The organism is Mesorhizobium bavaricum, assembly GCF_056781655.1.
The window spans coordinates 1,775,970-1,797,138 of record NZ_CM165566.1 but is presented as its reverse complement, the minus strand read 5'-3'; the positions used below and the strand labels follow the sequence as shown (position 1 = coordinate 1,797,138).

General features: G+C 63.3%; 19 protein-coding genes. 14 read left to right on the top strand and 5 right to left on the bottom strand.

The window, feature by feature from the left end; genetic code table 11:
* The first annotated feature begins 62 nt into the window (after positions 1-62).
* The 5 genes from AC1RZR_RS08805 to AC1RZR_RS08785 are packed head-to-tail and all read left to right on the top strand — an operon-like array spanning position 63 to position 4,824.
* Positions 63-947 (top strand): carbohydrate ABC transporter permease, encoded by an 885-nt coding sequence (locus tag AC1RZR_RS08805; protein WP_477269496.1) that lies wholly within the window; start codon positions 63-65, stop codon positions 945-947.
* Positions 947-1,792: a carbohydrate ABC transporter permease gene (locus AC1RZR_RS08800; RefSeq protein WP_477269494.1), complete on the top strand. Its 846-nt coding sequence runs from the start codon at positions 947-949 to the stop codon at positions 1,790-1,792. Before AC1RZR_RS08805 ends, AC1RZR_RS08800 begins: the two co-directional genes overlap by 1 nt.
* Positions 1,789-2,811 (top strand): SIS domain-containing protein, encoded by a 1,023-nt coding sequence (locus AC1RZR_RS08795; RefSeq protein ID WP_481828255.1) that lies wholly within the window; start codon positions 1,789-1,791, stop codon positions 2,809-2,811. Before AC1RZR_RS08800 ends, AC1RZR_RS08795 begins: the two co-directional genes overlap by 4 nt.
* Positions 2,811-3,749: a PfkB family carbohydrate kinase gene (locus tag AC1RZR_RS08790; protein ID WP_481828254.1), complete on the top strand. Its 939-nt coding sequence runs from the start codon at positions 2,811-2,813 to the stop codon at positions 3,747-3,749. Before AC1RZR_RS08795 ends, AC1RZR_RS08790 begins: the two co-directional genes overlap by 1 nt.
* Positions 3,736-4,824 (top strand): ABC transporter ATP-binding protein, encoded by a 1,089-nt coding sequence (locus tag AC1RZR_RS08785; RefSeq protein WP_481828253.1) that lies wholly within the window; start codon positions 3,736-3,738, stop codon positions 4,822-4,824. The genes AC1RZR_RS08790 and AC1RZR_RS08785 overlap by 14 nt, the downstream gene beginning before the upstream one ends.
* Here the strand turns inward: AC1RZR_RS08785 and AC1RZR_RS08780 are convergent.
* Entirely contained in the window at positions 4,815-5,381 is a 567-nt protein-coding gene (locus AC1RZR_RS08780; protein ID WP_481828252.1) for a TetR/AcrR family transcriptional regulator, read from the bottom strand. The two genes, AC1RZR_RS08785 and AC1RZR_RS08780, sit on opposite strands and share 10 nt — an antisense overlap.
* 145 nt (positions 5,382-5,526) lie before the next feature.
* Here AC1RZR_RS08780 and AC1RZR_RS08775 point away from each other — a divergent pair, with 145 nt between their 5' ends.
* On the top strand, positions 5,527-6,879 hold the full coding sequence (locus AC1RZR_RS08775) for an efflux RND transporter periplasmic adaptor subunit (RefSeq protein WP_481828251.1): 1,353 nt from the start codon (positions 5,527-5,529) through the stop codon (positions 6,877-6,879).
* Positions 6,876-9,959, top strand: coding sequence for an efflux RND transporter permease subunit (locus AC1RZR_RS08770; protein WP_477269481.1), 3,084 nt, complete (start codon positions 6,876-6,878; stop codon positions 9,957-9,959). The genes AC1RZR_RS08775 and AC1RZR_RS08770 overlap by 4 nt, the downstream gene beginning before the upstream one ends.
* 202 nt (positions 9,960-10,161) lie before the next feature.
* On the opposite strand, the gene AC1RZR_RS08765 is transcribed toward AC1RZR_RS08770, so the two are convergent.
* The gene (locus AC1RZR_RS08765; protein WP_477269479.1) at positions 10,162-10,623 is read right to left on the bottom strand and encodes a L,D-transpeptidase; all 462 of its coding nucleotides are present in this window, start codon (positions 10,621-10,623) and stop codon (positions 10,162-10,164) included.
* Positions 10,624-10,976: 353 nt separating this feature from the next.
* Between AC1RZR_RS08765 and AC1RZR_RS08760 the strand changes: the two genes are divergently transcribed.
* Together AC1RZR_RS08760 and AC1RZR_RS08755 are read left to right on the top strand one after the other, a co-directional pair.
* The gene (locus tag AC1RZR_RS08760) at positions 10,977-11,279 is read left to right on the top strand and encodes a hypothetical protein (protein ID WP_481828250.1); all 303 of its coding nucleotides are present in this window, start codon (positions 10,977-10,979) and stop codon (positions 11,277-11,279) included.
* A gap of 64 nt (positions 11,280-11,343) precedes the next feature.
* Positions 11,344-11,511, top strand: a complete 168-nt coding sequence (locus AC1RZR_RS08755; protein ID WP_379105302.1) for a hypothetical protein — start codon at positions 11,344-11,346, stop codon at positions 11,509-11,511.
* A gap of 69 nt (positions 11,512-11,580) precedes the next feature.
* Here the strand turns inward: AC1RZR_RS08755 and AC1RZR_RS08750 are convergent, their stop codons facing one another.
* A complete protein-coding gene (locus AC1RZR_RS08750; protein WP_477269475.1) occupies positions 11,581-12,267 on the bottom strand; it encodes a winged helix-turn-helix domain-containing protein in 687 nt (228 codons plus the stop codon).
* 45 nt (positions 12,268-12,312) lie between these two features.
* On the opposite strand from AC1RZR_RS08750, the gene AC1RZR_RS08745 reads away from it, so the two are divergent.
* Positions 12,313-13,086 carry a response regulator gene (locus AC1RZR_RS08745; RefSeq protein WP_481828249.1) on the top strand — a complete coding sequence of 258 codons (774 nt, stop codon included), beginning with the start codon at positions 12,313-12,315 and terminating at the stop codon, positions 13,084-13,086.
* Between the two features lie 78 nt (positions 13,087-13,164).
* Positions 13,165-15,252: a GAF domain-containing sensor histidine kinase gene (locus tag AC1RZR_RS08740; protein WP_477269472.1), complete on the top strand. Its 2,088-nt coding sequence runs from the start codon at positions 13,165-13,167 to the stop codon at positions 15,250-15,252.
* Between the two features lie 126 nt (positions 15,253-15,378).
* Here the strand turns inward: AC1RZR_RS08740 and AC1RZR_RS08735 are convergent, their stop codons facing one another.
* Positions 15,379-15,789 (bottom strand): hypothetical protein, encoded by a 411-nt coding sequence (locus AC1RZR_RS08735; protein ID WP_481829042.1) that lies wholly within the window; start codon positions 15,787-15,789, stop codon positions 15,379-15,381.
* A gap of 491 nt (positions 15,790-16,280) precedes the next feature.
* Here AC1RZR_RS08735 and AC1RZR_RS08730 point away from each other — a divergent pair, with 491 nt between their 5' ends.
* A complete protein-coding gene (locus tag AC1RZR_RS08730; RefSeq protein ID WP_477269468.1) occupies positions 16,281-17,483 on the top strand; it encodes an aromatic ring-hydroxylating oxygenase subunit alpha in 1,203 nt (400 codons plus the stop codon).
* A 219-nt stretch (positions 17,484-17,702) separates the two neighbouring features.
* On the opposite strand, the gene AC1RZR_RS08725 is transcribed toward AC1RZR_RS08730, so the two are convergent.
* Positions 17,703-19,121, bottom strand: coding sequence for an aminotransferase (locus AC1RZR_RS08725; protein ID WP_481828248.1), 1,419 nt, complete (start codon positions 19,119-19,121; stop codon positions 17,703-17,705).
* Between the two features lie 256 nt (positions 19,122-19,377).
* On the opposite strand from AC1RZR_RS08725, the gene AC1RZR_RS08720 reads away from it, so the two are divergent.
* Complete coding sequence (locus AC1RZR_RS08720; RefSeq protein WP_481828247.1) at positions 19,378-20,295, top strand: ABC transporter permease; 918 nt, start codon at positions 19,378-19,380, stop codon at positions 20,293-20,295.
* The gene (locus tag AC1RZR_RS08715; RefSeq protein ID WP_477269462.1) at positions 20,292-21,116 is read left to right on the top strand and encodes an ABC transporter permease; all 825 of its coding nucleotides are present in this window, start codon (positions 20,292-20,294) and stop codon (positions 21,114-21,116) included. The genes AC1RZR_RS08720 and AC1RZR_RS08715 overlap by 4 nt, the downstream gene beginning before the upstream one ends.
* Positions 21,117-21,169: the final 53 nt, after the last annotated feature.

The following is a 21,169-nucleotide window of genomic DNA, read 5'->3' as shown; positions in this document are numbered from 1 at the left end:
GGGCGGCCCAGTGCCGCCCGTGCTATGTCTGAAATCACCATGGATGAAGAGGGGCTGCTCCGATGTCGGGCACCTGGATGACAACCCGTGCGTGGCTGCTGATGCTGCCGCTGCTCGTGGTCATGGTCGCCGTCATAGGCTGGCCGCTGGTCGATACGGTTGGGCTTTCCTTCACTGACGCCAAGTTGGTCGGCACCGGCGGAAATTTCGTCGGCTTCGACAATTATGCCAACATGCTGTCCAGCTCGAACTTCTCGCGCACGCTGGTCACCACGACACTCTTCGCGGTGATCTCGGTCGCCGCCGAAATGGTGATCGGCGTTCTCGCGGCGCTGCTGCTCAATCAGCAGTTTCACGGCCGCGCCATCCTGCGCGCCTTGATGATCCTGCCCTGGGCATTGCCGACGGTGGTCAACGCCACGCTGTGGCGGCTCATCTACAATCCCGAATATGGCGCGCTGAACGCCGCGCTGACCCAACTGCATCTTCTCGATTCCTATCGCTCCTGGCTCGGCGAGCCGGGCACGGCGCTGGCTGCGCTGATCGTTGCCGACTGCTGGAAGAATTTTCCCCTGGTGGCGCTGATCGCGCTGGCCGCGCTGCAGGCGGTGCCGCGCGACATCACCGCCGCCTCGCTCGTCGACGGCGCCGGGCCGTTCAACCGCTTCCGCTTTGTCATCCTGCCCTATCTTGCCGGCCCGCTGATGGTGGCGCTGGTGCTACGCACCATCGAGGCCTTCAAGGTCTTCGACATCATCTGGGTGATGACCCGCGGCGGTCCGGCCAACAGCACGCGCACGTTGTCGATCCTCGTCTACCAGGAGGCCTTCTCCTTCCAGCGCGCCGGCTCCGGCGCGTCGCTGGCGCTGATCGTCACCTTGCTCGTCACCGTGCTGGCCGTCGCCTATGCGGCGCTTGTGCGGAAAACCGCCGGGAGTGCCGCCTGATGGAACGCCAGAGCCCTGCCTTCACCATCTTCATCCATGCCTGCGCTTTGCTGCTCGCAGCCGTCATCCTGGCGCCGCTCGCCTGGCTGTTCATCATGAGCATATCGCCGGCCGCCGACCTTGCCGCCAAGCCGCTGCGCTGGTGGCCGCAAAGTGCCGATTTCTCCCGTTACCAGCAATTGCTGTCGACAGCTGAAAACAGCGCCGGTGGTGCCTTTACCTCATCGCTGCGCAACAGCCTCGAGATTGCCGGCATGGCGACCATCGCAGCCCTGGCGCTGGCGATCCCCGCGGGCTGGGCCGTCTCGCGCACGCCGTCGATCGGCTGGTCGCTGTCAATGGTCATCGCCACCTACATGCTCCCGCCTGTGGCGCTTGCCGTACCGCTCTATATGGGCCTGTCATATCTCGGCCTGCTCAACAATGTCTTCGGCTTGGCACTGGTCTACCTGACCATTCTGGCACCCTTCACCACCTGGCTGATGAAGTCGGGCTTTGACTCGATCCCGCGCGAGATCGAGGCGGCGGCGATGATCGACGGTGCCGGTCTGTTCCAGACTTTGCGCATCATCACGCTGCCGCTGGCCGCGCCCGTGATGGCGACATCGGCGCTGTTTGCCGTGCTGCTTGCCTGGGACGAATTCTTCTATGCGCTTCTGTTCACCTCGGACCAGCGCGCCAAGACCTTGACCGTCGCCATCGCCGATTTGGCCGGCGGCCGTGTTTCCGACTACGGATTGATCGCCACAGCCGGCGTGCTGGCCGCCTTGCCGCCGGTGCTGATCGGCCTGGTCATGCAGCGCGCGCTCATCTCGGGCCTGACCAGCGGCGGTGTGAAAGGATGATGATGACTGCAGCAAAACCCCGGCCGGCCGGACTGCTCGCCATCGACCGCGAAATGGCGCGCCAGTATGCCGATGCAATCGCCTCGTTCAAACAGAATGCTGCCAAGGCGGCAAAAGTCGCCGCCTCGGTCCGGCAGGCCGGGCGCCTGCTGCTGCTCGGCATGGGCGGCTCGCACGCCGTCGGGCGTGCCGTCGAGCCGCTCTATCGCGCGCTTGGCATCGATGCCCTGGCGCTGCCGCTTTCCGAACAGCTCGGCCAGCCACTGCCGCTGGCCGGCAGGACCGTGCTCGTCACCTCGCAGTCGGGCGAGAGCGCCGAGGTCGTCAGGTGGTTCGCGGAGGCTGGCAGCACCGCCGATGTTTTCGGCCTGACACTCGAAGCCGCCTCGTTCCTGGCTCGCACCGCGCCTTGCCTGGTGGGCGCCGGCGGCACCGAACTGGCCTTCGCCGCCACCCGCAGCCTGACCGTGACTTTCGCACTGCATCTGGCGATCCTGGCCGCACTCGGCGAAGACCCGAGTGCGGCGCTCAGTGCACTGGATCGGCCACATGACAACGACATCAGGCAAGCGCTGGCAGCACTGGACCAGGTGACGGCCATCGTCACCTCGGGCCGCCGGCTGCAAGGTCTCGCCGAAGCGCTGGCGCTTGGCCTTACCGAATTGTCGCGCCTGCCATGCTTTTCGCTCGAGGGCGGCCAGTTGCGTCACGGCCCGATGGAGATGCTTGGCCCGCACATCGGCGTCATCCTGTTTCGCGGCAATGACCCGACGTCAGAGCTGGTGACCGCCATGGCCATATCCGTGGTCGAAGCCGGCGCGCCGCTGGTCGTCTTTGATTCGTCCGGGCAAGCGCCTGTTGCGGGTGCCATCACGCTTTCGTTCAAGCCGGCCTCCGGCATGGCCGCGATGTTCGCCATGCTGCCTCTAGCGCAGCGCCTGATGATCGCCTTCGCCGATGCCCGCGTCGACAATGCCGGCACGCCTGTCCGCTCCACCAAGATCACCAGGAGCGAGTGATGCGTCCGCTTGCGGTGATCGGCAACGTCAATGTCGACCTGATTGTCGGCCCGGTCGCGCCATGGCCAAAGGCGGGAACGGAGACCGTCGTCGACCATGACGAATTGCGCGTCGGCGGCCAGGCCGGCAATAGCGCGCTGGCATGGCAGGCATTGGGCGTCGATTTCGCCGTTGCCGCCAATGTCGGCGACGATCAGTTCGGCCGCTGGCTTCGCGAGGCCTTCGGCCGCCGTGCCGAGAAATGGCCGGTCCGTCCCGAAGGCACGACGTTGTCCGTCGGCATGACGCACCCGGACGGTGAGCGGACCTTCTTCACCACACGCGGACATCTGCCGCGCTTCAGTCTCGCCGATGTGTTTTCCGTTCTCGACGGTAGGGCGCTCTCCGGTGGCTACGCGCTGTTGTGCGGCTCCTTTCTGACCGAGGATCTGACACGCAACTACGAAGCGTTTTTCGACTGGGCGGACAGCCACGATATTGCCGTCGCGCTCGACACCGGCTGGCCGATCGATGGCTGGACCGAGGCCAATTGCGCCGCGACGCGCGCATGGCTGTCGCGCTGCGAGCTGGCGCTGTTCAACGAGGTCGAGACCGTGACCCTGGCGGGAAGGCCGAGCCCAGTGGAGGCCGCACGCGAAATCCGGTCGAGTATGAGGCGAGGCGCGACCTTCGTCGTCAAGCGCGGGCCGCTGGGCGCCATCGCCATCGGCCCGGATGGAGCGCTCGTCGAAGCCATGGCGCCCGATGTCCGGGTTGTCGACACGATCGGCGCCGGCGATGTCTTCAACGCCGCTTTCCTGGCGGCATTGGCCCAGGAGCAGCCGCTGTCGGCCTGTCTCTCCGCCGCGACGCATGTCGCCTCGCGTGCGATCTCCACCTTGCCCCGCAACTATGGCGGGCCGATGCATTTCGAGGAATCCACACATGAGCGCGCTTGAAATCCGCGACATCCGCAAGAGCTACGGCAGTGTCGAGACGCTGAAAGGCATCGACATCGCACTGCAGAGCGGCGAGTTCCTGGTGCTGCTCGGCTCGTCGGGCTGCGGAAAATCGACGCTGCTCAACATCATCGCGGGGCTGGCCGAAGCCACAAGCGGCGATGTGCTTATCGGCGGCCGCTCGATCCTTGGCGTTCATCCCAAGAACCGCGACATCGCCATGGTCTTTCAGTCCTATGCGCTTTATCCGAACCTGACCGTCCAGCGTAACATCGGCTTCGGGCTGGAGATGCGCGGCGTTGCCGCCGACGAGCGCGACAAGGCCGTGCGCGACGCGGCAAGACTGCTGCAGATCGAGACCTTGCTCGACCGCAAGCCGAGCCAGCTTTCCGGCGGCCAGCGCCAGCGCGTCGCCATCGGCCGGGCGCTGGTGCGCAAGCCGCAGGTCTTCCTGTTCGACGAACCGCTGTCCAACCTCGACGCCAAGCTGCGCCTGGAAATGCGCACCGAGCTGAAACGCCTTCACCAGATGCTGCAGACAACGGTCGTCTATGTCACCCACGACCAGATCGAGGCGATGACGCTAGCGACCAGGATTGCAGTGATGCGCGACGGCAGGATCGAGCAGCTCGGCACGCCCGAAGAGATCTACAACCAGCCGGCAACGCTCTATGTCGCGAGCTTTGTCGGCGCGCCATCGATGAACATGCTGCAGGCGGCTATCGCCGACGGAAAGCTGGCCATCGCCGATTCCAACGTGCTGATACCCTTGCCCGCAAGCTATCGGAACTCGGCCCGTGACGGCGCACAGGTGGTCGTTGGTATCCGCCCTGAAGCGCTTCGCGTGGCGACCAGTGCTGCAACGGAGTTGTCGTTGCCAGTGGAGATCGAGGTGACCGAGCTGACCGGACCCGAACTGGTCACCACGGCTCGCATCGGCGCGCAGCGGCTGACGGCCTGCCTGCCGCCACGGACCCGGCTTGCCAAGGGTGAAACATGCTGCTTCGCCTTCGACGACGCTGCACTTCGCTTGTTTGACCCGGAGACCGGCAAGGCTTGCCTGGATCAGCCCTGACCGGTGTCCTTGGGGGTCTGTGGCAATGCCGCAATTTCGAGAAGGGACGACACCAGCAGCTGCCGCTCGTCTTTCGACAGGACATCCGCATCGAAGAGGTTCATGCTACGCAGCCCCTCGATGGCGAGATAACAGACCAGCAGCGATTTCAGATCCTGCGTCTCGCCCTTCAGCCGTTCGAAAAGCTGCCGCTTGAATGTCTTTATCGGCGTCATGAAATCGGGATCCTCGGCGATCGCCGAAAAGATCCAGGATGCCGACGGCTGCTTGTCCTCGCAATCATCCGCCGACAGCCTGATGTAGACGGCGAGCGGGTTTTCGCCTTTGTCGCTGCTGTTGGCGGTTTCGAGCGCCTGCCCGAACTCGCGCAAATAGCCCTCGACCAGTCCCTGCATCAACTTGGCCTTGGTCGGGAAATTGTAGAGCAAGCCGCCCTTCGATACGCCGGCACGGCTGGCGACCGCGTCCAGCGACAGGCTGCCTGGCCCGGTTTCTCGTGCGACATCGGCCGCCGCGGCGAGGATTTTCTCACGCGAATTCGATCTTGGAGCTTTCATGGCCCCTCCCATCGCAAGCTTAGGCCCAATTGACAAGACCGTCCAGACGGTACAGTAAGACCGCCATTATTTGAAATCGGGACCTGCAGTCGATATGTGTCCCGATGTCCGAGCTTCGCGCCGGATTTCGACTGAGGGGACTTTCTTGTTCAAGCGCATCCTTCGTATCGTCATCATCGCCCTGGTTCTGCTTGTCCTTGTCGTCGTGGTCGGCGGCATTGTCGGCTTCAACTTCCTGCGCGACAACGGCATCAAGCAGTATTTCGCCTCGATGAAGCCACCGGCGGCGACCGTGTCGACGACGATCGCCAAGCCGTCGAGCTGGACACCGGGAGTCGAGGCGATCGGTACGGTCAGGGCGGTGCGTGGTGTCGATCTGACGGTTGAAACCACCGGCATCGTCAAGGAGATCCTGTTTCACGCCAATCAGAAGGTTGCGGACGGCGCAGTCCTGCTGCAGCTCGACGGTGCGGTCGAGCGTGCCGATCTAGAAGCGACGAAGGCGCAAGTGGCGGTCGTCCAGATGGCGCTGACGCGCGCCATTGAACTGCAGAGGCGCGGCGTTAATGCGGAGGCTACACTCGACACGGCGCGGGCAACCGCATCGGCAACCGCCGCGCAAGTGAACAAACTGCAGGCGGTGCTCGACCAGAAGCAGCTGACGGCGCCTTTCAGCGGCACGGTGGGTATCCCGAAAATCGAACTCGGCCAATACCTGGCGCCCGGCACCGTAGTGGTGACGCTACAGGATCTCGACACGATGCGGGTCGATTTCACGGTACCGGAACAACAGCTGCCTTCGCTGAAGATCGGCCAGACGGTGCGGCTGGGCATCGGCGGCGGCGAGATGCCCTACGCCGGCACCATTCGCGGCATCGACCCAAAAATCGACCCTTCGAGCCGGCTGGTCAACGTCCGGGCCGAGGTCGCCAACACCGAAGGCAAATTGACCCCTGGCCAGTTCGTGCAGGTTCGTGTCGAACTGCCCGAAGAGCAGAATGTGCTGACGCTGCCGCAAACGGCGCTGACGACCAGCCTCTATGGCGACTACATATTCGTGGTGCAGCCGGCGAAGCCCGCTGGAGCGCCGCCCGCGCAGACAGCCAAGCCGGAAGAAAAGCCCACTTCGTCGGCAACCGAAAAGCCGGCGGACGCCAAGCCTGCAGACACCAAGGCGGCTGATGCCAAGCCGGCTGATGCCATGAAGCCAACGGCTGATGCAACCAAGCCTGCCGCCGATGCGGCAAAGCCAGCGGACAAGCCTGCCGATCCGGCCAAGCCGGCCGCGGAAGGCGACAAGCCTGCGCTGGTGCTGTCGCAGGTCTTCGTCAAGCCAGGCCGCCGCAATCAAGGCATGGTCGAGATCGTCGAGGGGCTGAAGGCCGGTGACGAGGTCGTTACCGCCGGTCAGAACCGACTCTTCAATGGCATGTCCGTAGCCGTCGACAACACCATCGACCCGACCAAATCGGCGAACAAGCAGGCCGACCCGCAATGAGTTTTTCCGATATCTTCATTCGCCGGCCTGTCCTTTCGACCGTCCTGGCATGCATGATCCTGCTCCTGGGTTTCCAGGGAATCTTCAACCTGTCGATCCGGCAGTATCCGAAGGTTGACGAAACCGCGATCACCATTACGACGGCGTATCCGGGCGCTAGCGCCGACCTGATCCAGGGCTTCATTTCCGCCCCGATCGCCCGCGCCGTCGCCTCGACCGAAAACATCGACTACGTCACCTCGTCGAGCCGTCCTTCCTCCAGCACCGTGACGGTGCAGATGAAGCTCGGCTCCAACCCCGACGTCGCGCTGACCGAAGTGCTGTCCAAGGTCCAGGGCGTGCGCGGCACCTTGCCGGACGCCTCCAAGGACCCGGTCATCGTCAAGGGCACCGGCCAGCAGTTCGCGATGATGTACATCTCGATGCAGAATCCGAACATGACGAAGGAGCAGCTGACGGAGTATATCGAGCGCGTCATCCGGCCACGCATGTCGACGGTCGAAGGTGTCGCCGACGTGCAGATCTTCGGCGCCCAGGAATATTCGATGCGCGTCTGGATCGACCCGATCAAGCTTGCCGCGCGCGGCGTGACGGCCTCGGACGTGCTGACGGCGATCAACAATTCCAACTTCCTGTCGGCGCCCGGCAATACACAGAACGAGTATGTCGTCTCGTCGATCACAGTACGCTCGACGCTGCAGACGCCGGAAGCGTTCGCCGAGCTGCCGCTGCGCTCGACCGACGGCAATGTGGTACGGCTGCGCGACGTGGCCCGCGTCGAACTCGGCGCCGAGAATACCGACACCAGGGTCAGCTTCAACGGCAAGCCCGGCACCTTCCTCGCCATCTTCCCGACGCCAGCGGCCAACCCGCTGACCACGGCGGCGGCGCTCACCAAGCTCGTGCCGCAGATTCAGGAGACGCTGCCGAAGGGCATGACGATCGAAGTCGTCTACGATGCGACCGGGCAGATCAGCGCCTCGATCGACGAGGTGTTCAAGACCATCGCCGAGGCGGTTGCCATCGTCATCGTCGTGATCCTTTTGTTCCTTGGCTCTTTCCGTTCGGTGATGATGCCGATCGTCACCATCCCGCTGTCGCTCATCGGCGTCTGCTTCCTATTGTTTGCGGTCGGCTATTCGATCAACCTTCTGTCGCTGCTGGCCATGGTGCTGGCGATCGGCCTTGTCGTCGACGACGCCATCGTGGTGGTGGAGAATATCCATCGCCACATGGAAGAAGACCATATGACGCCAATGCAGGCGGCGTTCAGTGGCATGCGCGAAATCGCCTCAGCCATCGTCGCCATGACCATGACACTGGCCGCCGTGTTCGCGCCGCTGGCCTTCACCGGCGGCCTGACCGGCGCGCTGTTCCGCGAATTCGCCGTCACGCTTGCCGGCTCCGTGGTGCTGTCAGGCGTCATCGCCGTCACCATCACCCCGATGATGTCGGCGCGCCTCTTGAAGTCTGGCACGCCCGGCCGGTTCCAGCGCATTGTCGACGGCGCTTTCGCGCGGGTCGAGCACGTCTACGAGAGGGCGGTCACCGGTTCGCTGAACTATCGTCCGCTGACGCTGATCATCGTGCTTGCGCTTGTCGGCGTGACCGGCTTCATGTTCACCAAGACCTCGACCGAACTGGCGCCGGAAGAGGACCAGGGATTTCTGCTCTCGATTGTGACAGGGCCACGCTATGCGACGTCCGATTACACCGAGACATACGTCAACCAGATGCTCGGCCTTGTGAAGGATATTCCCGAGACGCGGGCACAGTTCTCGGCCGTCGCCTTCAGCGGCGAGACAAACAGCGCTTTCGTCGGCTTTGCCTTCAAGGACTGGGCGGAACGCAAGCGTAATTCCAAGGAATTGCAGGCCGACATTACGGCCCGTCTCGCCAAGGTGGCGGGTGTCCAGGCCTTCGTCTTTGCGCCGCCGACGCTGCCGGGCTCCGGTGGCGGCCTGCCCATCGCCATGGTGGTGCGATCGACCGGCGATTCCTCGGAAGTGTACGAGGTGGCCGAGCAGATCAAGAACAAGGCGCAGGCCTCCGGCCGCTTCATCGTCGTGCAGAATTCGATGGCCTATGACGCACCGCAGGTGACGGTGACCATCGATCGCGACCGCGCCGCGGCACTAAACCTGCCGATCGCCGATATCGGCCGGACGCTGACGCTGCTGGTCGGCGGTGCCGAAGTGGCGCAGTTCGATCGCGACTCCAACAGCTACGACATCATCCCGCAGGTGCCGCAGGAATTCCGCGACAATCCCGAAAAGCTCGGCGAGTACTTCGTGCGCAGCGTCACCGGCGAGATGGTGCCGCTGTCGGCCGTGGTGAAGATCTCCAACAATGCAGCACCGGCCGCCATCGAGCAGTTCAACCAGCTGAACTCGGCGACGATTTCCGCGCTCCCACTGCCCGGCGTCACCACCGGCGACGGGCTGAAGGCGCTGGAGGACATCGCCAAGGAGAACCTGCCCGATAGCTTCTTCATCGACTACTCCGGCCAGTCCAGGCAGGAGAAGGAACAGGGCAACACCATCCTGATCGCCTTTGCGGCGGCCGTCATCGTCATCTATCTGGTGCTGGCGGCGCAGTTTGAAAGCTTCCGCGACCCGCTGATCATCATGATGGCGGTGCCGCTGTCCATCTTCGGCGCCATTGTGCCGCTCAATCTGGGCCTCGGCACGCTCAACATCTATACGCAGGTCGGCCTGATCACGCTGATCGGCCTGATCACCAAGCACGGCATCCTTCTGGTCGAGTTCGCCAACCAGCAGCGCGAGGCCCATGGCATGCGGCGGCGTGACGCCATCATCGCCTCGGCCAAGGTGCGCCTGCGGCCGATCCTGATGACGACGGCGGCCATGGCGCTCGGTGTGGTGCCGCTGATCACATCCAGCGGCGCTGGTGCCGCGGCCCGCTACTCGATGGGCCTGGTGATCTTCACCGGCATCCTGGTCGGCACCATGTTCACGCTCTTCGTCGTGCCCATGTTCTACACCTTCATCGCCAGCAAGGACCTGCCGCACCACGCCGAGAAGCCGGATCCCAAGCTGATGCCGGCACTGCAGGACTGAAGCAATTCCAGGAAAAGTGTGTCGCAGTTTTCGTCCGGAATTGCGTAAAGGCAGATGACAAAAAAAGAGGCCGGAAAATTCCGGCCTCTTTTTTTGGGCTGGGCTCAATACCGTCGGTTTAAGCTGCACTCAATACCCGAGAAGCTTTCCTGCGGGAGTCTCGAACGAGGCACGGCAGTTGGCCGGCCCGTTCCACAGCCTGCTACTTGACGATGAGGATGCTGGTGTTGGTTGGCCCGAACATTTCGACAAGCTGATAGAAATCTGCCGCATTGTCGGGATGCAGCCGCACGCAGCCATGCGAAGCCGGCCGGCCAAGGCGCTTGATTGCATTGGTGGCATGCACCGCATAGCCGCCACTGAAGAAGACCGAATGCGGCATCGGCGCGTTGTCGTACTTCTTCGAATACCACATCGCATGCATGCGCGTCGGCTTGAACGAGCCGGTCGGCGTCACATGTGCCCCGTCGCCGGTGGAAACTTTCCAGGCGAAGGCCGGCCGGCCGTCGACCGAGACTTCCATGATCTGCTGCGAGAGCGAAACCCGCGCCACGATCTTGTTGGCGGCATGGGCAGCGCCTGAGCCGGCGCCGAGCAGAAGTGCTGCACCCGTCAGGGCGGCGGCCGTGATGTTGATGAGCTTGGCGGAAATGGCGGTGTTCATGATGTCCCCTCTCTCTGCCGGGCTGGCCGGCTCCAATTCGATGGCCGCTTATCCCAACATCATGTTTCAAGCAGATTTCGCGAAATGCGCGTTTGTGTTTCGAATCTGTTTCCCCTGGTTAACAAGCAGTGCCGTCCACGGAGCCGAAATAGGGACCAGGACGCTGCCTGCTGGCGAGACCGTGATCCCCAAAAACATGAGTATTTGTCCCTAAACTAAATGCAAATTTCCTACATACGAAAGAAGAACCATCAATCCCGAAACCAACCTGCAACAGAGCGCAGCTTCGAGCGGCATGATCCGGATACGGGCCGCCAGCAAAGTTGACGCAACGAAAACAGCCGGTAACGAAAATGGAAACGAAATCGAACGCACTGTCCTGGCTTCTCAGGATCAGCATCGCGGCAACGGTCATCGGCGGCGTCGGCACGGTTGCCGGCAACCCGCTGACAAGCCTCGGCGCGATGACGTCTGGCGAGATTTCGACACTGCATGCCGCACTGTTTTTCGCCACGGTCTGGATTGTTTCCAGCCTGCGCATCGCTCGGCTCAAGGCCCTCTGGCGGGTCGGTCTTAGGCTGACGAGAATGCGCGGCCCCTCCGGCAACTTGCTGCCGAGAGGACCGAAGGCCCGCGCCGCGACGGGGGGCTCCTGAGCGGCGCGGGCTCTTCGGGAGTATCCTGAAGAGCCCTGCAACACACATTTGGGGAACTGGTTCGATGAAAACGAAATTTGCCGCTTCGGTGCTTTCCGCACTGCTTTACGCGCAGGGCCTGCTCGGCTTTGCCGGCGTTGTCACCGTGCTGCTCAGGGACCGCGCCCATGCGAGCGAACTCACCATGGGCAATGACATGCCATCGGGGCCATCGCTGCTGGTGGTGCGCTGAGCGTCGGGGCATCGGATCCAAGTGGAGAATCCGATGCTCAACCGAAGAGATGGCCTCAGCGCCCGTTCGTCAGTCGGCGAATTGCTGCGGCGGATCGAACCGATAGCCGGCGCCGCGTATTGTGGTGATGGTGTCGGTGTCGAGCTTGCGGCGCAGCCGCACGATGCGCGAATCGATCGAGCGATCGAAGGCGTCGGCGTTTTCGGCCGGTGCCGCGGCTATGATGTCGTCACGCGTCAGCACTTTGCGCGGACTGGCCAGGAACAGCCTGAGCAGCGCCACCTGACCGGGCGAAAGCTGTTCTTCCGTCCCGGAGCGATGCATGACCATGGCCGATCTCAGATCGACGGTCGCGTTCTCCAGCACGATCAGCTCCTGGGTGCCCCTGCCGCGCCGCGACAGCAGGCCGCCGACACGGGCGGCGAGTTCTCTGACATTGAGCGGGCTCTCGACGACGTCGGCCGCGCCAAGCTCGAGCGCCAGCACCTTGTCAACGAGATCGGCCGGCCGGCAGATCAGGATGAAATCCGGCCCGCCCTCGCCGCCATGGCGCCTGAGCAGGTCCCGCCCGTCCGCCTGGCTGACGCTGTCGCCGACGACGACGACGTCGATGCCCTTTCCCGACAGCAGCGATTCGGCCTCCCATGGCTGCCGCGCCTGGCGCACATCGTGGCCCCGCCGATCGAGATGGTCGGCGAGTTCGGTCGCGACCACTTCGGCGACGGAAACGAGCGCAATGACGGATCGTGCGGCCATATTTTCCAACCGTTCCCTGGCAACCGGATATGAGTGCTGGACATCATGTTTATACCCAATCTACTTTCCACTGAAAGTGGGAGCGAAAGCATCGTGCGGGCAAGAATTGTCATCGTCGAGGATGAGCCCGACCTGAGGGACGCGGTCGCCGAGTATCTGGGCGCCGCCGGCTATGACGTGGTCACCGCCGAAAGTGCCGCCGCCGCGCGCAGCCTTGTTGAAACGCGGTCGTTCCATCTCGCCATCCTCGACATCGCCATGCCGGGCGAGGATGGCCTCTCGCTCGGCCGCTGGCTGCGGTCGCGGCTGCCGATCGGCATCATCTATGCGACCGCCGCGGGCACCGCGCTCGACCGCATCGTCGGGCTGGAACTCGGCGCCGACGACTACATCGTCAAGCCCTACGAATTGCGCGAGGTGCTGGCGAGGGTCCGCAGTGTGTTGCGCCGGGTCCCTCAGCCGCAGGAGCCGCAGGGCAAGAAGGCCTCGACGGATCGCCGCTCCGTTGCCTTCGGCCCTTTCCAGGCCGATCTCGACGGCAGGCTGGTCACCGGCGTCAATGGCGCGGTGATCGACATGGCCAAGAGCGAATTCGACGTGCTGGAGGTTTTCCTGACCCGCGCCAACCGGCTGCTGACCCGCGCCGCGATCTCCGAGGCGATCGGCTTCACCGAAGACCCGGAATCGTCGCGCGCGGTCGACATTCGCATCATGCGGCTACGCAAGAAGATCGAGACGGACCCGGCCAATCCGAAATTCCTGCGCACGGTGCGCGGCGAAGGCTATATCTTCTCGCTGCCGACCGGCGACGGCAACTGAGCACCGAGGCCAGAGGGTTCGGTTTGCGGCCGTTGCTCGTCGATCGAAATTGGCACGACTCTGGAATGACGGCAGAAGATGACCGCTGAAGCAGCAAGCACGGATATGCAAGGGCTCAGGCAGGGCGCGGCGATGGCGGCCGTGCGTGTCGTTCGCCGGCTGCGCGAGGCCGGCGACTGGCAGCGCGAGATGGAAGGCATATTGGAGACGCTGTGCCGTGCCATGGAATGCCAGCGCGGCATCCTGTTCCGCTTGCGCGAACTGCCCGGACAGGGCTTCGCGCAGTCTGTCGCCGCCTACTGGATCGACCCCGACTTCGGCGGAGAACTGGCATCCCCTACCGTCATCATGCAGTCGGTCGTCAATTCGGACCCATTGCTGGAGCGGGTGGCCGAGGATGAACGGCAAGGCAAGATCTTCGCCGGGCATACGCGCAACCTCGAAGGATTCCTGAGAACCGATTTCGAAAAGCAGAACATCAAGTCGTTCCTGTCGGTGTCGGTCTTCGCGCACGGCCATCTTTGGGGCACGCTGGCGGTCAATGACTGCGTCGACGAGCGCGAGTGGACCGACGAGGAAGAAGCGACGCTGCACATCATCGCGCTCGCTATCGGCGACGCTATCGAGCGATCGCCCTCCGACGCCCATGCCAGCGAGGTCATCCGCCGCACCATGTTGCAGGCCTCGCTCGATGCCATCATCGTCATCGACGAGACCGGCTCGATCATCGAGTTCAACCCGGCCGCCGAGAAGATGTTCGGCTTCCTGCGTAGCGACATCCTCGGCAAGGACCTGCTCGACACCGTCGTGCCGGAATACTACCGCAAGGGCTATTCGTCGGGGGCCGAATACATGTCCGGCCGCGGCGCTCCGATGGTCGGCCAGCGGCTTGAGACGGTGACCCAGAACGCCGCCGGCGAGGTGTTCCCGATCGAGCTGACGGCAACCGAGATGCGGGTCGCCGACCGCCGCCTGATCTTCGGCTCGATCCGCGACCTGCGCGACAAACTGCGCGCCGAGGAGGAGATCGGTCGCCAGCGCGAGAAGCTGCACCAGAACGAGAAGATGGCGGCGATGGGTTCGTTGCTGGCCGGCGTCTCGCACGAACTCAACAACCCGCTGGCCGTGGTGGTGGCGCAATCGACGCTGCTGCACGAATTCGCCTCCGATCCGCAGACCAAGGTGCGTGCCGAGAAAGTGCGCGCCGCCGCCGAGCGCTGCGGCCGCATCGTCAAGAGCTTCCTGTCGATGGTCCGTCTTCATCCCGCGGCACAGGCCGAGACCGATCTCAACCAGGTGATCCGCGCAGCCCTCGAGGTGACCGCCTACGGCGCGCGATCAAGCGGCATCATCATCGACACCGATTTCGCCGCCGGCCCGCTGTTGGTCATGGCCGATGCCGACCATGTGACCCAAGTGGCGGCCAACTTCCTCATCAACAGCCAGCATGCATTGGCCGGCGTCGCCGGCGACCGGCTGATCAAGGTGCGGACGTTCCGCAGCGACCGTGCCAACCCCTGCTTCTCGGTCGAGGACAACGGCCCCGGCGTGCCTGAAGCGATCCGCGGCCGCATCTTCGAATCCTATTTCACCACCAAGCCGGTCGGTGTCGGCACCGGCATCGGCCTGTCGATCTCAAAATCGATCATCGAGCGGCACAATGGCAATGTCTGGTTCGAGGAAGTCGTGCCGAGGGGCGCGCGTTTCGTCGTCCAGCTGCCGCCCATCGCGGCCGGCGTCGCCAGCGCCGGCGAGAACCAGCCGCGCTCGAGCGGCTTGCGCCATGCCTTGATCATCGATGACGAGCCGGATGTCGCCGGCTCGCTCTCCGACATTCTCGAATTGATGGGCATCAAGTCGCGGATCGTTCCTGTCTGGGAATCGGGCACCGCCACCTTGAGCGGCCACATGCCGCCCGACATCGTCTTTTCGGACCTGCGCATGCCAGGCATCAGCGGCATATCGATCTATCGCGAGTTGCTTGCCGAAAAGCCTGATCTGGCACGACGTTTCGTGCTGGTCACCGGCGACCTGATCGGCGCGAAAGCCGAAATCGAGGCCTTGCCCGTGCAACAGCGGCCGCAGATCCTGGAGAAGCCGTTCAGCACGCTGGACGTACGCAGCGTGCTGTCCGCCATTGCCGAACAGGCTGCATTGAAAGGATAAAAAAAGAGGCCCCCGGCCGACGTCGCGGCGGGGAGCCAAAGAAGAGCGCGCTGGAGGCAGCGCTCGGGGAGGTCGGAGCTTGATCCCAAGATGGGAACCGGTTTCGGGATCAGGCTTCGACAAAAATCAGAAAACGTTCGGCGTGCCGGTCAACGGTGCGGCATTGGCGATCATGCGGATCGCGCGGGTCTTGTGCGCTCCGGACTGCATGGCGATGGCGCGCAGGCAATCGATGCTCTCGGCACCCCAGGCCTGGCCCTTGCAGGCGAAGTCGATCGCCGGCACCGGCAGACGCGCCGTCTTGGTCGTGGTCTGCGCGCCGTCAACGACGTTGGCTGGCGGATTCAACGAAGCGAAGGCCGGCCCGATTGTTGGCGTGAACGCCATGCCGATGAAGGCACAGGCAGCCAGCATGATGAACATCGCCATGGGGTGGTCGCTGGCGCGCTGGCGCAGCGCCAGTTTCGGACGGCGGTCATTGCGCTCTGGAGCCTGGAAGCGGCACTCACCGCGGGTGGTCTGGATTTTCGCAAACATCGTCTTCCCCTTCGCTGAGTTTCTTTTTGGCGATGAAACGAACTTAGCTGAGCTGTGTAACAGCGCGAAGGTGACGCAAGACTGGCAATGTAACGGGTTATGAAACAGTGTTTCGGGCAGAATCGGGCAAAAGCGGTCACTCAGTTCGCATATCTTCTCGAAGGATGATCCTTCGCCCAGATCCGACGTTGATTGCCGTGGCGCCGCCGGAACGCAGTCAAAGCCAGCGAGCGGCAAGGCCTTTTTTGCCCCTGCAAGGCGCTTTGTCCTCCGCTCCGTTTGCTTCGCGAGTTCGTGTCGGGACAGCGCCTTTGAAACCATGACTAACACCCGGATTCTTCGGGATTTTCCGGACCGACAGCCGCGCGGATTTTGGCTCCAGTCGACACGAAGATTCCATCCTGAAAGTTGATGAATTTTCACAAGTCATTGCATTTCAATGAAAAATATGTTTTTATTGAATGAGTATTCAACAAAAAGAAGAGACGTTTATGAACCCGCACCTCCGTGACGTGGCGATCCCCAACGATTGGGACCGGCGGGGACTACCGGGCTGGAGTTACCATTCCGATGCCCTTCTCGAGCTTGAGAAGGAGCTCGTCTTTCGCAACCATTGGCAGATCGTCGGACATGTCTCGGACATACCGAATGCCGGCGATTACCTGACCATGGACGTGGTTGGCGAACGCGCTTTGATCGTGCGCGGCAAGGATGGCGCCGTGCGCGGCTTCAACAACATGTGCCGCCACCGCGGCAGCCGCGTCGTCGCCGACAGCCAGGGCAATTGCAAGAATGCGCTGGTGTGCCCGTTCCATGGCTGGGTCTACAATCTGGACGGCTCGCTGCGCGGTGCTGCACGCCCGCGCTCGTTCCCCGATCTCGACAAGACCGAATTCGGCTTGATGCCGCTCGATCTGGAGGTCTGGATGGGCTTTATCTTCATCCGCTTCCGCAATGGCGGGCCGCAGCCTTCAGTGGCTGAGCTGATGAAGCCGATCGAGCCCGAGTTCGCGCATTACAACGCCGCAGACATGGTGCCCTCCTGGGGCATCTGGACCCAGAAGACCCCGGTCAACTGGAAGTCGGTGCGCGATGTCGACAATGAGGGCTATCACGTTGCCATGGCGCATCCCGCCCTGCAGGATCTCTACGGCGCCACCTATTTCGACGAGCCCTTCATCAACGGCGTGTCGCGCTCCTTTGCCACCTACAACCCGCATGCCGGCCGCCGCTGGAGCGTCAGGAACTACGTCAAGATCGCGCCCGAGCCGGCGCATCTGCCCGACTATCTGAAGAAGGCCTGGGTCTATTACGGCATCTTCCCCAATGCGGTCATTTCGGTGATGCCGGAATCGGTGCAGTTCTACCAGGAGTTCCCCCTGTCGACCGGGCAGACCCTGCTGCGCGGCGCCATCTATCGCTACCGCGACGAGAGCCGCGAGCAGGCCGCCGCCCGCTATCTCTCCTTCCGCATCGATCGCGATACGATGTCGGAGGACGTCCAGCTTTCGGTGTGGTCAAACGAATCCATGCTGTCCGAAGCCTTCGAGGGTTTTTATCTCTCGGACCTCGAATATGGCGTGCGTACGCATCACGACCATCTGCGCAAGATGCTGCCGGTGCTGGGCCTGGAGACCGCACCCGACGAGAAGGATATGTGGAATCTGAACGACGCGCTCAGGTCGCGATCGTAGCCTTCTGTTCTGCAACGCCCAGCAATTGGCGAAACCATCGATGAGAGTGCCCCTCTCCCCCGTCACTATACGGGGAGAGGATGCCGGCAGGCAGGTGAGGGGCAGCACCAGGCTTGTGAGGTAACTACACAGGCAGGGCATCGGGTGCAGCCAGTCGCCAATGCGAGCGCCGCCCCTAATCCTGCCGGCACCTTCTCCCCGTGGAACGGGGAGAAGGGACTATCCCCGCCACACCCCTTCCTTCCTCAAATCATCCATCGTGCGCGAAATGCCCTCGCGCAAGATGCCGACCATGTCGTCGATCTGCTCGCGCGTGATGACCAGCGGTGGCGACATCACGCACATGTTGATCAGCGGCCGGACCAGCAGGCCAAGCTCGTGGCAATGTGCGTCGATGCGCTTGCCGACATCCTTGTCGAGCTGCAGCGGATCCTTGCTCTCGCGGTCCGCCACGCATTCGACGCAGCCCATCAGCCCGAGGCCACGCACCTCGCCGACCAGCGGCAGCTCTTCCAGCGTCTTCAGCTGCGCCTGGAAATAGGGCGCGACGTCCTGTGCATGGGCAAGCACACCCTCTTCCAGCAGGTCGAGGTTCTTCAGCGCCACGGCGCAACCGACGGGGTGACTGGTGTAGGTCAGGCCGTGGCCGAACATCGCGTCGGGGTGATTCGAGCGCCGCAACTCTTCCAGCAACCGCTCCGAGATGATGATGCCGCCAAGCGGGAAATAGCCCGAGGTGACGCCCTTGGCGAAGGTGATCATGTCGGGATCGATGCCGAACACGTCGCCGGAGGCAAAGACATGGCCAAGCCGGCCGAAGGCCGTCACCACCTCGTCGGAGACATAGAGGATGTCGTTGTCGCGGCAGATCTCGCGGATACGCTTTAAGTAGCCGTCGGGCGGCACGACGACGCCGCCGGATGCCTGCACCGGCTCGCCGACGAAAGCGCCGATCCTGTCGGCGCCGACGCGGGCGACCGTGTCACGAAACTGATCGACCAGGAAATCGGTGAAGGCGGCAAGGCTCATACCGTGCGGGCGGCGGAACGGATCGGGCGAAGACAGCTTGATCACCAGCTCGTCGGCGCCGTCCATCCAGTCGCGGTCGCGCGGACGGCCGTTGAGCGAGGCCGACAGATAGGTCGAGCCGTGATAGGCGCCGCCCCGGCTCAGGATCAGCTTCTTTTCCGGCCGGCCGCGCACATTGTTGTAGAATTGCATGAAGCGCAGCGCCGTCTCGACGGCCGAAGAGCCGCCTGTGGTGTAGAAGACGTGGCTGAGATCGCCTGGCGCATGGCCGGCGATGCGCATGGCGAGTTCCGCCGACGGCGCGTTCATCGTGTACCACGGCGTGTTGTAGGACAGCGCCATCGCCTGGTCGTACATCACCTTGGCGAGTTCCTCGCGACGGTGGCCGACATTGACGCACCACATGCCGGCAGGCCCGTCGATCAGCCGCTTGCCGGCGCTGTCGGTGATGTAGATGCCGTCGCCTTCGCCGATCAACGCGCGCGCTTCGGCACCGACAGAGCCGGCGAACGGCCATGGCTGGATGAGATGGCGCTTGGCCAGCTCGACGGCATCGTCAACACCGATATCAGCCGGTTCCGTCGTTCTCAGATCTCTCGCAGCAGCCACAATCGCCTCCACATCATCCAATCGAATTTCTCAGGCATGAAACTCAGCGTCAAATGCCGGAAATGCCAGCTTTCTTCACTCAATTTTGAATGTCCGTTCAATCAATATCGCAGAAATAGCGCTTGATTTCAATCCGCGGATGCGCGCATGATGAAAGAAAGCCGGCAAGGAGAACAAGGAACCGGCGCCAGCACAATGGGAGCCGCATGGCGGGACAGTCCAGGCCAGCAACCGACATCACACCCGGAGCCCTGCAATGACGGCGGCGGCGGAAGGGTCGTCCCCGTTGCGGATGACGCGGGCCAGACGAAATGCCCTTCTGCAATCCGAACCCGTCCAGGGCCTTGCCCTGATCAGCCCGACCTTCATCTACGCGCTTGTCCTTCTCGTCCTGCCGATCCTGGTGGTCATTGCCCACTCCTTCTGGACGCAGAACTACCTGACCATCGACCGCACCTTCACGCTGGAGAACTACCGCGTCGCACTGACCGAGCCGATCTACCGCGACCTGTTGTGGCGCTCGCTCTACATCTCGCTGACGGTCAGTCTGTTCACGGTCATCCTGGCCTATCCGATCGCCTACTTCATTTCCTTCCATGGCGGCCGCCACAAGAGCCTGTGGCTGTTCCTCATCACCATCCCGTTCTGGACCAGCTATCTGTTGCGCGTCATGTCGTGGAAGGTCATCCTCGGCTACAACGGCGTCCTGAATTCCGGTCTGATGGGCCTCGGCATCATCGACGAGCCATCGACCGCGCTGCTCTACAATTCGACCGCCGTCATCATCACGCTCACCCATGCCTGGGCGGCCTTCGCCATCCTGCCGATCTTTGTCTCGCTGGAAAAGGTCGACCGCACGCTGGTCGAAGCAGCCACCGATCTCGGCGACGGCCCGCTGCGCTCGTTCCTGCGCGTGACCCTGCCGCTGTCGGCCCCCGGCGTCATCTCGGCGGCGCTGATCGTCATGATCCCAACCGTCGGCGACTATGTCACCCCGAAGCTCGTCGGCGGCAAGGACGGCGTCATGATCGCCAACGCCATCCAGGCGCAGTTCGGCAAGGCCTCCAACTGGCCGCTTGGTGCTGCCCTGTCCGTCACCACCATGCTGATCGTGACGCTGATGGCGGGCGCCACGGTGCTCATCATCCGCGCCCTGCAGAGGCTGGCGCGATGACGGCGGTGCGGCGCTTCCTGTCAGGCGGCTGGCTGCCGGCCTACGCGTTCCTCTACGTCGTGTTTCTCTACCTGCCGGTCATCTTCCTGCCGATCTTCTCGATCAACACGGCGGCGACGCCGAAATTTCCGCTCTCCGGCTTCACCTTGCACTGGTACGAGGATCTGCCCCGCACCCCGGCTTTGCTCGACGCCGCCTGGAACAGTCTGATCGTTGGGGTGTCGGCCGCTATCCTCTCCACCGTGCTCGGCATCCTCGCCGCCCGTTCGATCACCCGCTACCGCTATCCCGGCCGTCGCACCATCAACGGCCTGATCATGGCACCACTGGTGCTGCCCGAAGTGATCGTCGCCATCTCGATGCTGCTGGTGATGCTGCAGCTTGGCTTGAGCCTGTCGCTGTTCACCGTCGTGCTCGGCCATGTCCTGGTCTGCATCCCCTATTCGATGACGGTGCTGACCTCCGGCTTCGAAGGCTTCGACCGCAGTCTGGAAGAGGCTTCCGCCGATCTCGGCGAGAGTGCCTTCGGCACGTTCCGCCGGGTGACGCTGCCGATGGTGGCGCCAGCGATCATCTCCAGCCTGCTGGTCTGCTTCACCATCTCGCTGGACGAGTTCATCATCGCCTTCTTCCTCACCGGCACCGATGCGACGCTGCCGATCTACATCTGGGGCCAGCTGCGCTTCGCTGCGAAGCTGCCCGGCGTGCTGGCGCTGGGCACGCTGCTGCTGGTTGCCTCCTTCGTGCTGATGACCGTCGCCGAAATCCTGCGTCGCCGCGCGGCCAGACGCACCCAGAACGAGGGAGGCCTCTATGCCTGAGCAGCCGCAAATCGACCTGCCCAAAGTCGAGCGTCCTCAGGACGACCGGTCCA

Coding starts and splice junctions, on each gene's coding strand:
- AC1RZR_RS08795 (WP_481828255.1), top strand. CDS start 1,789: ATGATGATGACTGCAGCAAAACCCCGGCCGGCCGGACTGCTCGCCATC.
- AC1RZR_RS08730 (WP_477269468.1), top strand. CDS start 16,281: ATGAACCCGCACCTCCGTGACGTGGCGATCCCCAACGATTGGGACCGG.
- AC1RZR_RS08785 (WP_481828253.1), top strand. CDS start 3,736: ATGAGCGCGCTTGAAATCCGCGACATCCGCAAGAGCTACGGCAGTGTC.
- AC1RZR_RS08805 (WP_477269496.1), top strand. CDS start 63: ATGTCGGGCACCTGGATGACAACCCGTGCGTGGCTGCTGATGCTGCCG.
- AC1RZR_RS08735 (WP_481829042.1), bottom strand. CDS start 15,789: ATGTTTGCGAAAATCCAGACCACCCGCGGTGAGTGCCGCTTCCAGGCT.
- AC1RZR_RS08715 (WP_477269462.1), top strand. CDS start 20,292: ATGACGGCGGTGCGGCGCTTCCTGTCAGGCGGCTGGCTGCCGGCCTAC.
- AC1RZR_RS08800 (WP_477269494.1), top strand. CDS start 947: ATGGAACGCCAGAGCCCTGCCTTCACCATCTTCATCCATGCCTGCGCT.
- AC1RZR_RS08765 (WP_477269479.1), bottom strand. CDS start 10,623: ATGAACACCGCCATTTCCGCCAAGCTCATCAACATCACGGCCGCCGCC.
- AC1RZR_RS08790 (WP_481828254.1), top strand. CDS start 2,811: ATGCGTCCGCTTGCGGTGATCGGCAACGTCAATGTCGACCTGATTGTC.
- AC1RZR_RS08750 (WP_477269475.1), bottom strand. CDS start 12,267: ATGGCCGCACGATCCGTCATTGCGCTCGTTTCCGTCGCCGAAGTGGTC.
- AC1RZR_RS08720 (WP_481828247.1), top strand. CDS start 19,378: ATGACGGCGGCGGCGGAAGGGTCGTCCCCGTTGCGGATGACGCGGGCC.
- AC1RZR_RS08780 (WP_481828252.1), bottom strand. CDS start 5,381: ATGAAAGCTCCAAGATCGAATTCGCGTGAGAAAATCCTCGCCGCGGCG.
- AC1RZR_RS08745 (WP_481828249.1), top strand. CDS start 12,313: ATGTTTATACCCAATCTACTTTCCACTGAAAGTGGGAGCGAAAGCATC.
- AC1RZR_RS08740 (WP_477269472.1), top strand. CDS start 13,165: ATGACCGCTGAAGCAGCAAGCACGGATATGCAAGGGCTCAGGCAGGGC.
- AC1RZR_RS08760 (WP_481828250.1), top strand. CDS start 10,977: ATGGAAACGAAATCGAACGCACTGTCCTGGCTTCTCAGGATCAGCATC.
- AC1RZR_RS08770 (WP_477269481.1), top strand. CDS start 6,876: ATGAGTTTTTCCGATATCTTCATTCGCCGGCCTGTCCTTTCGACCGTC.
- AC1RZR_RS08755 (WP_379105302.1), top strand. CDS start 11,344: ATGAAAACGAAATTTGCCGCTTCGGTGCTTTCCGCACTGCTTTACGCG.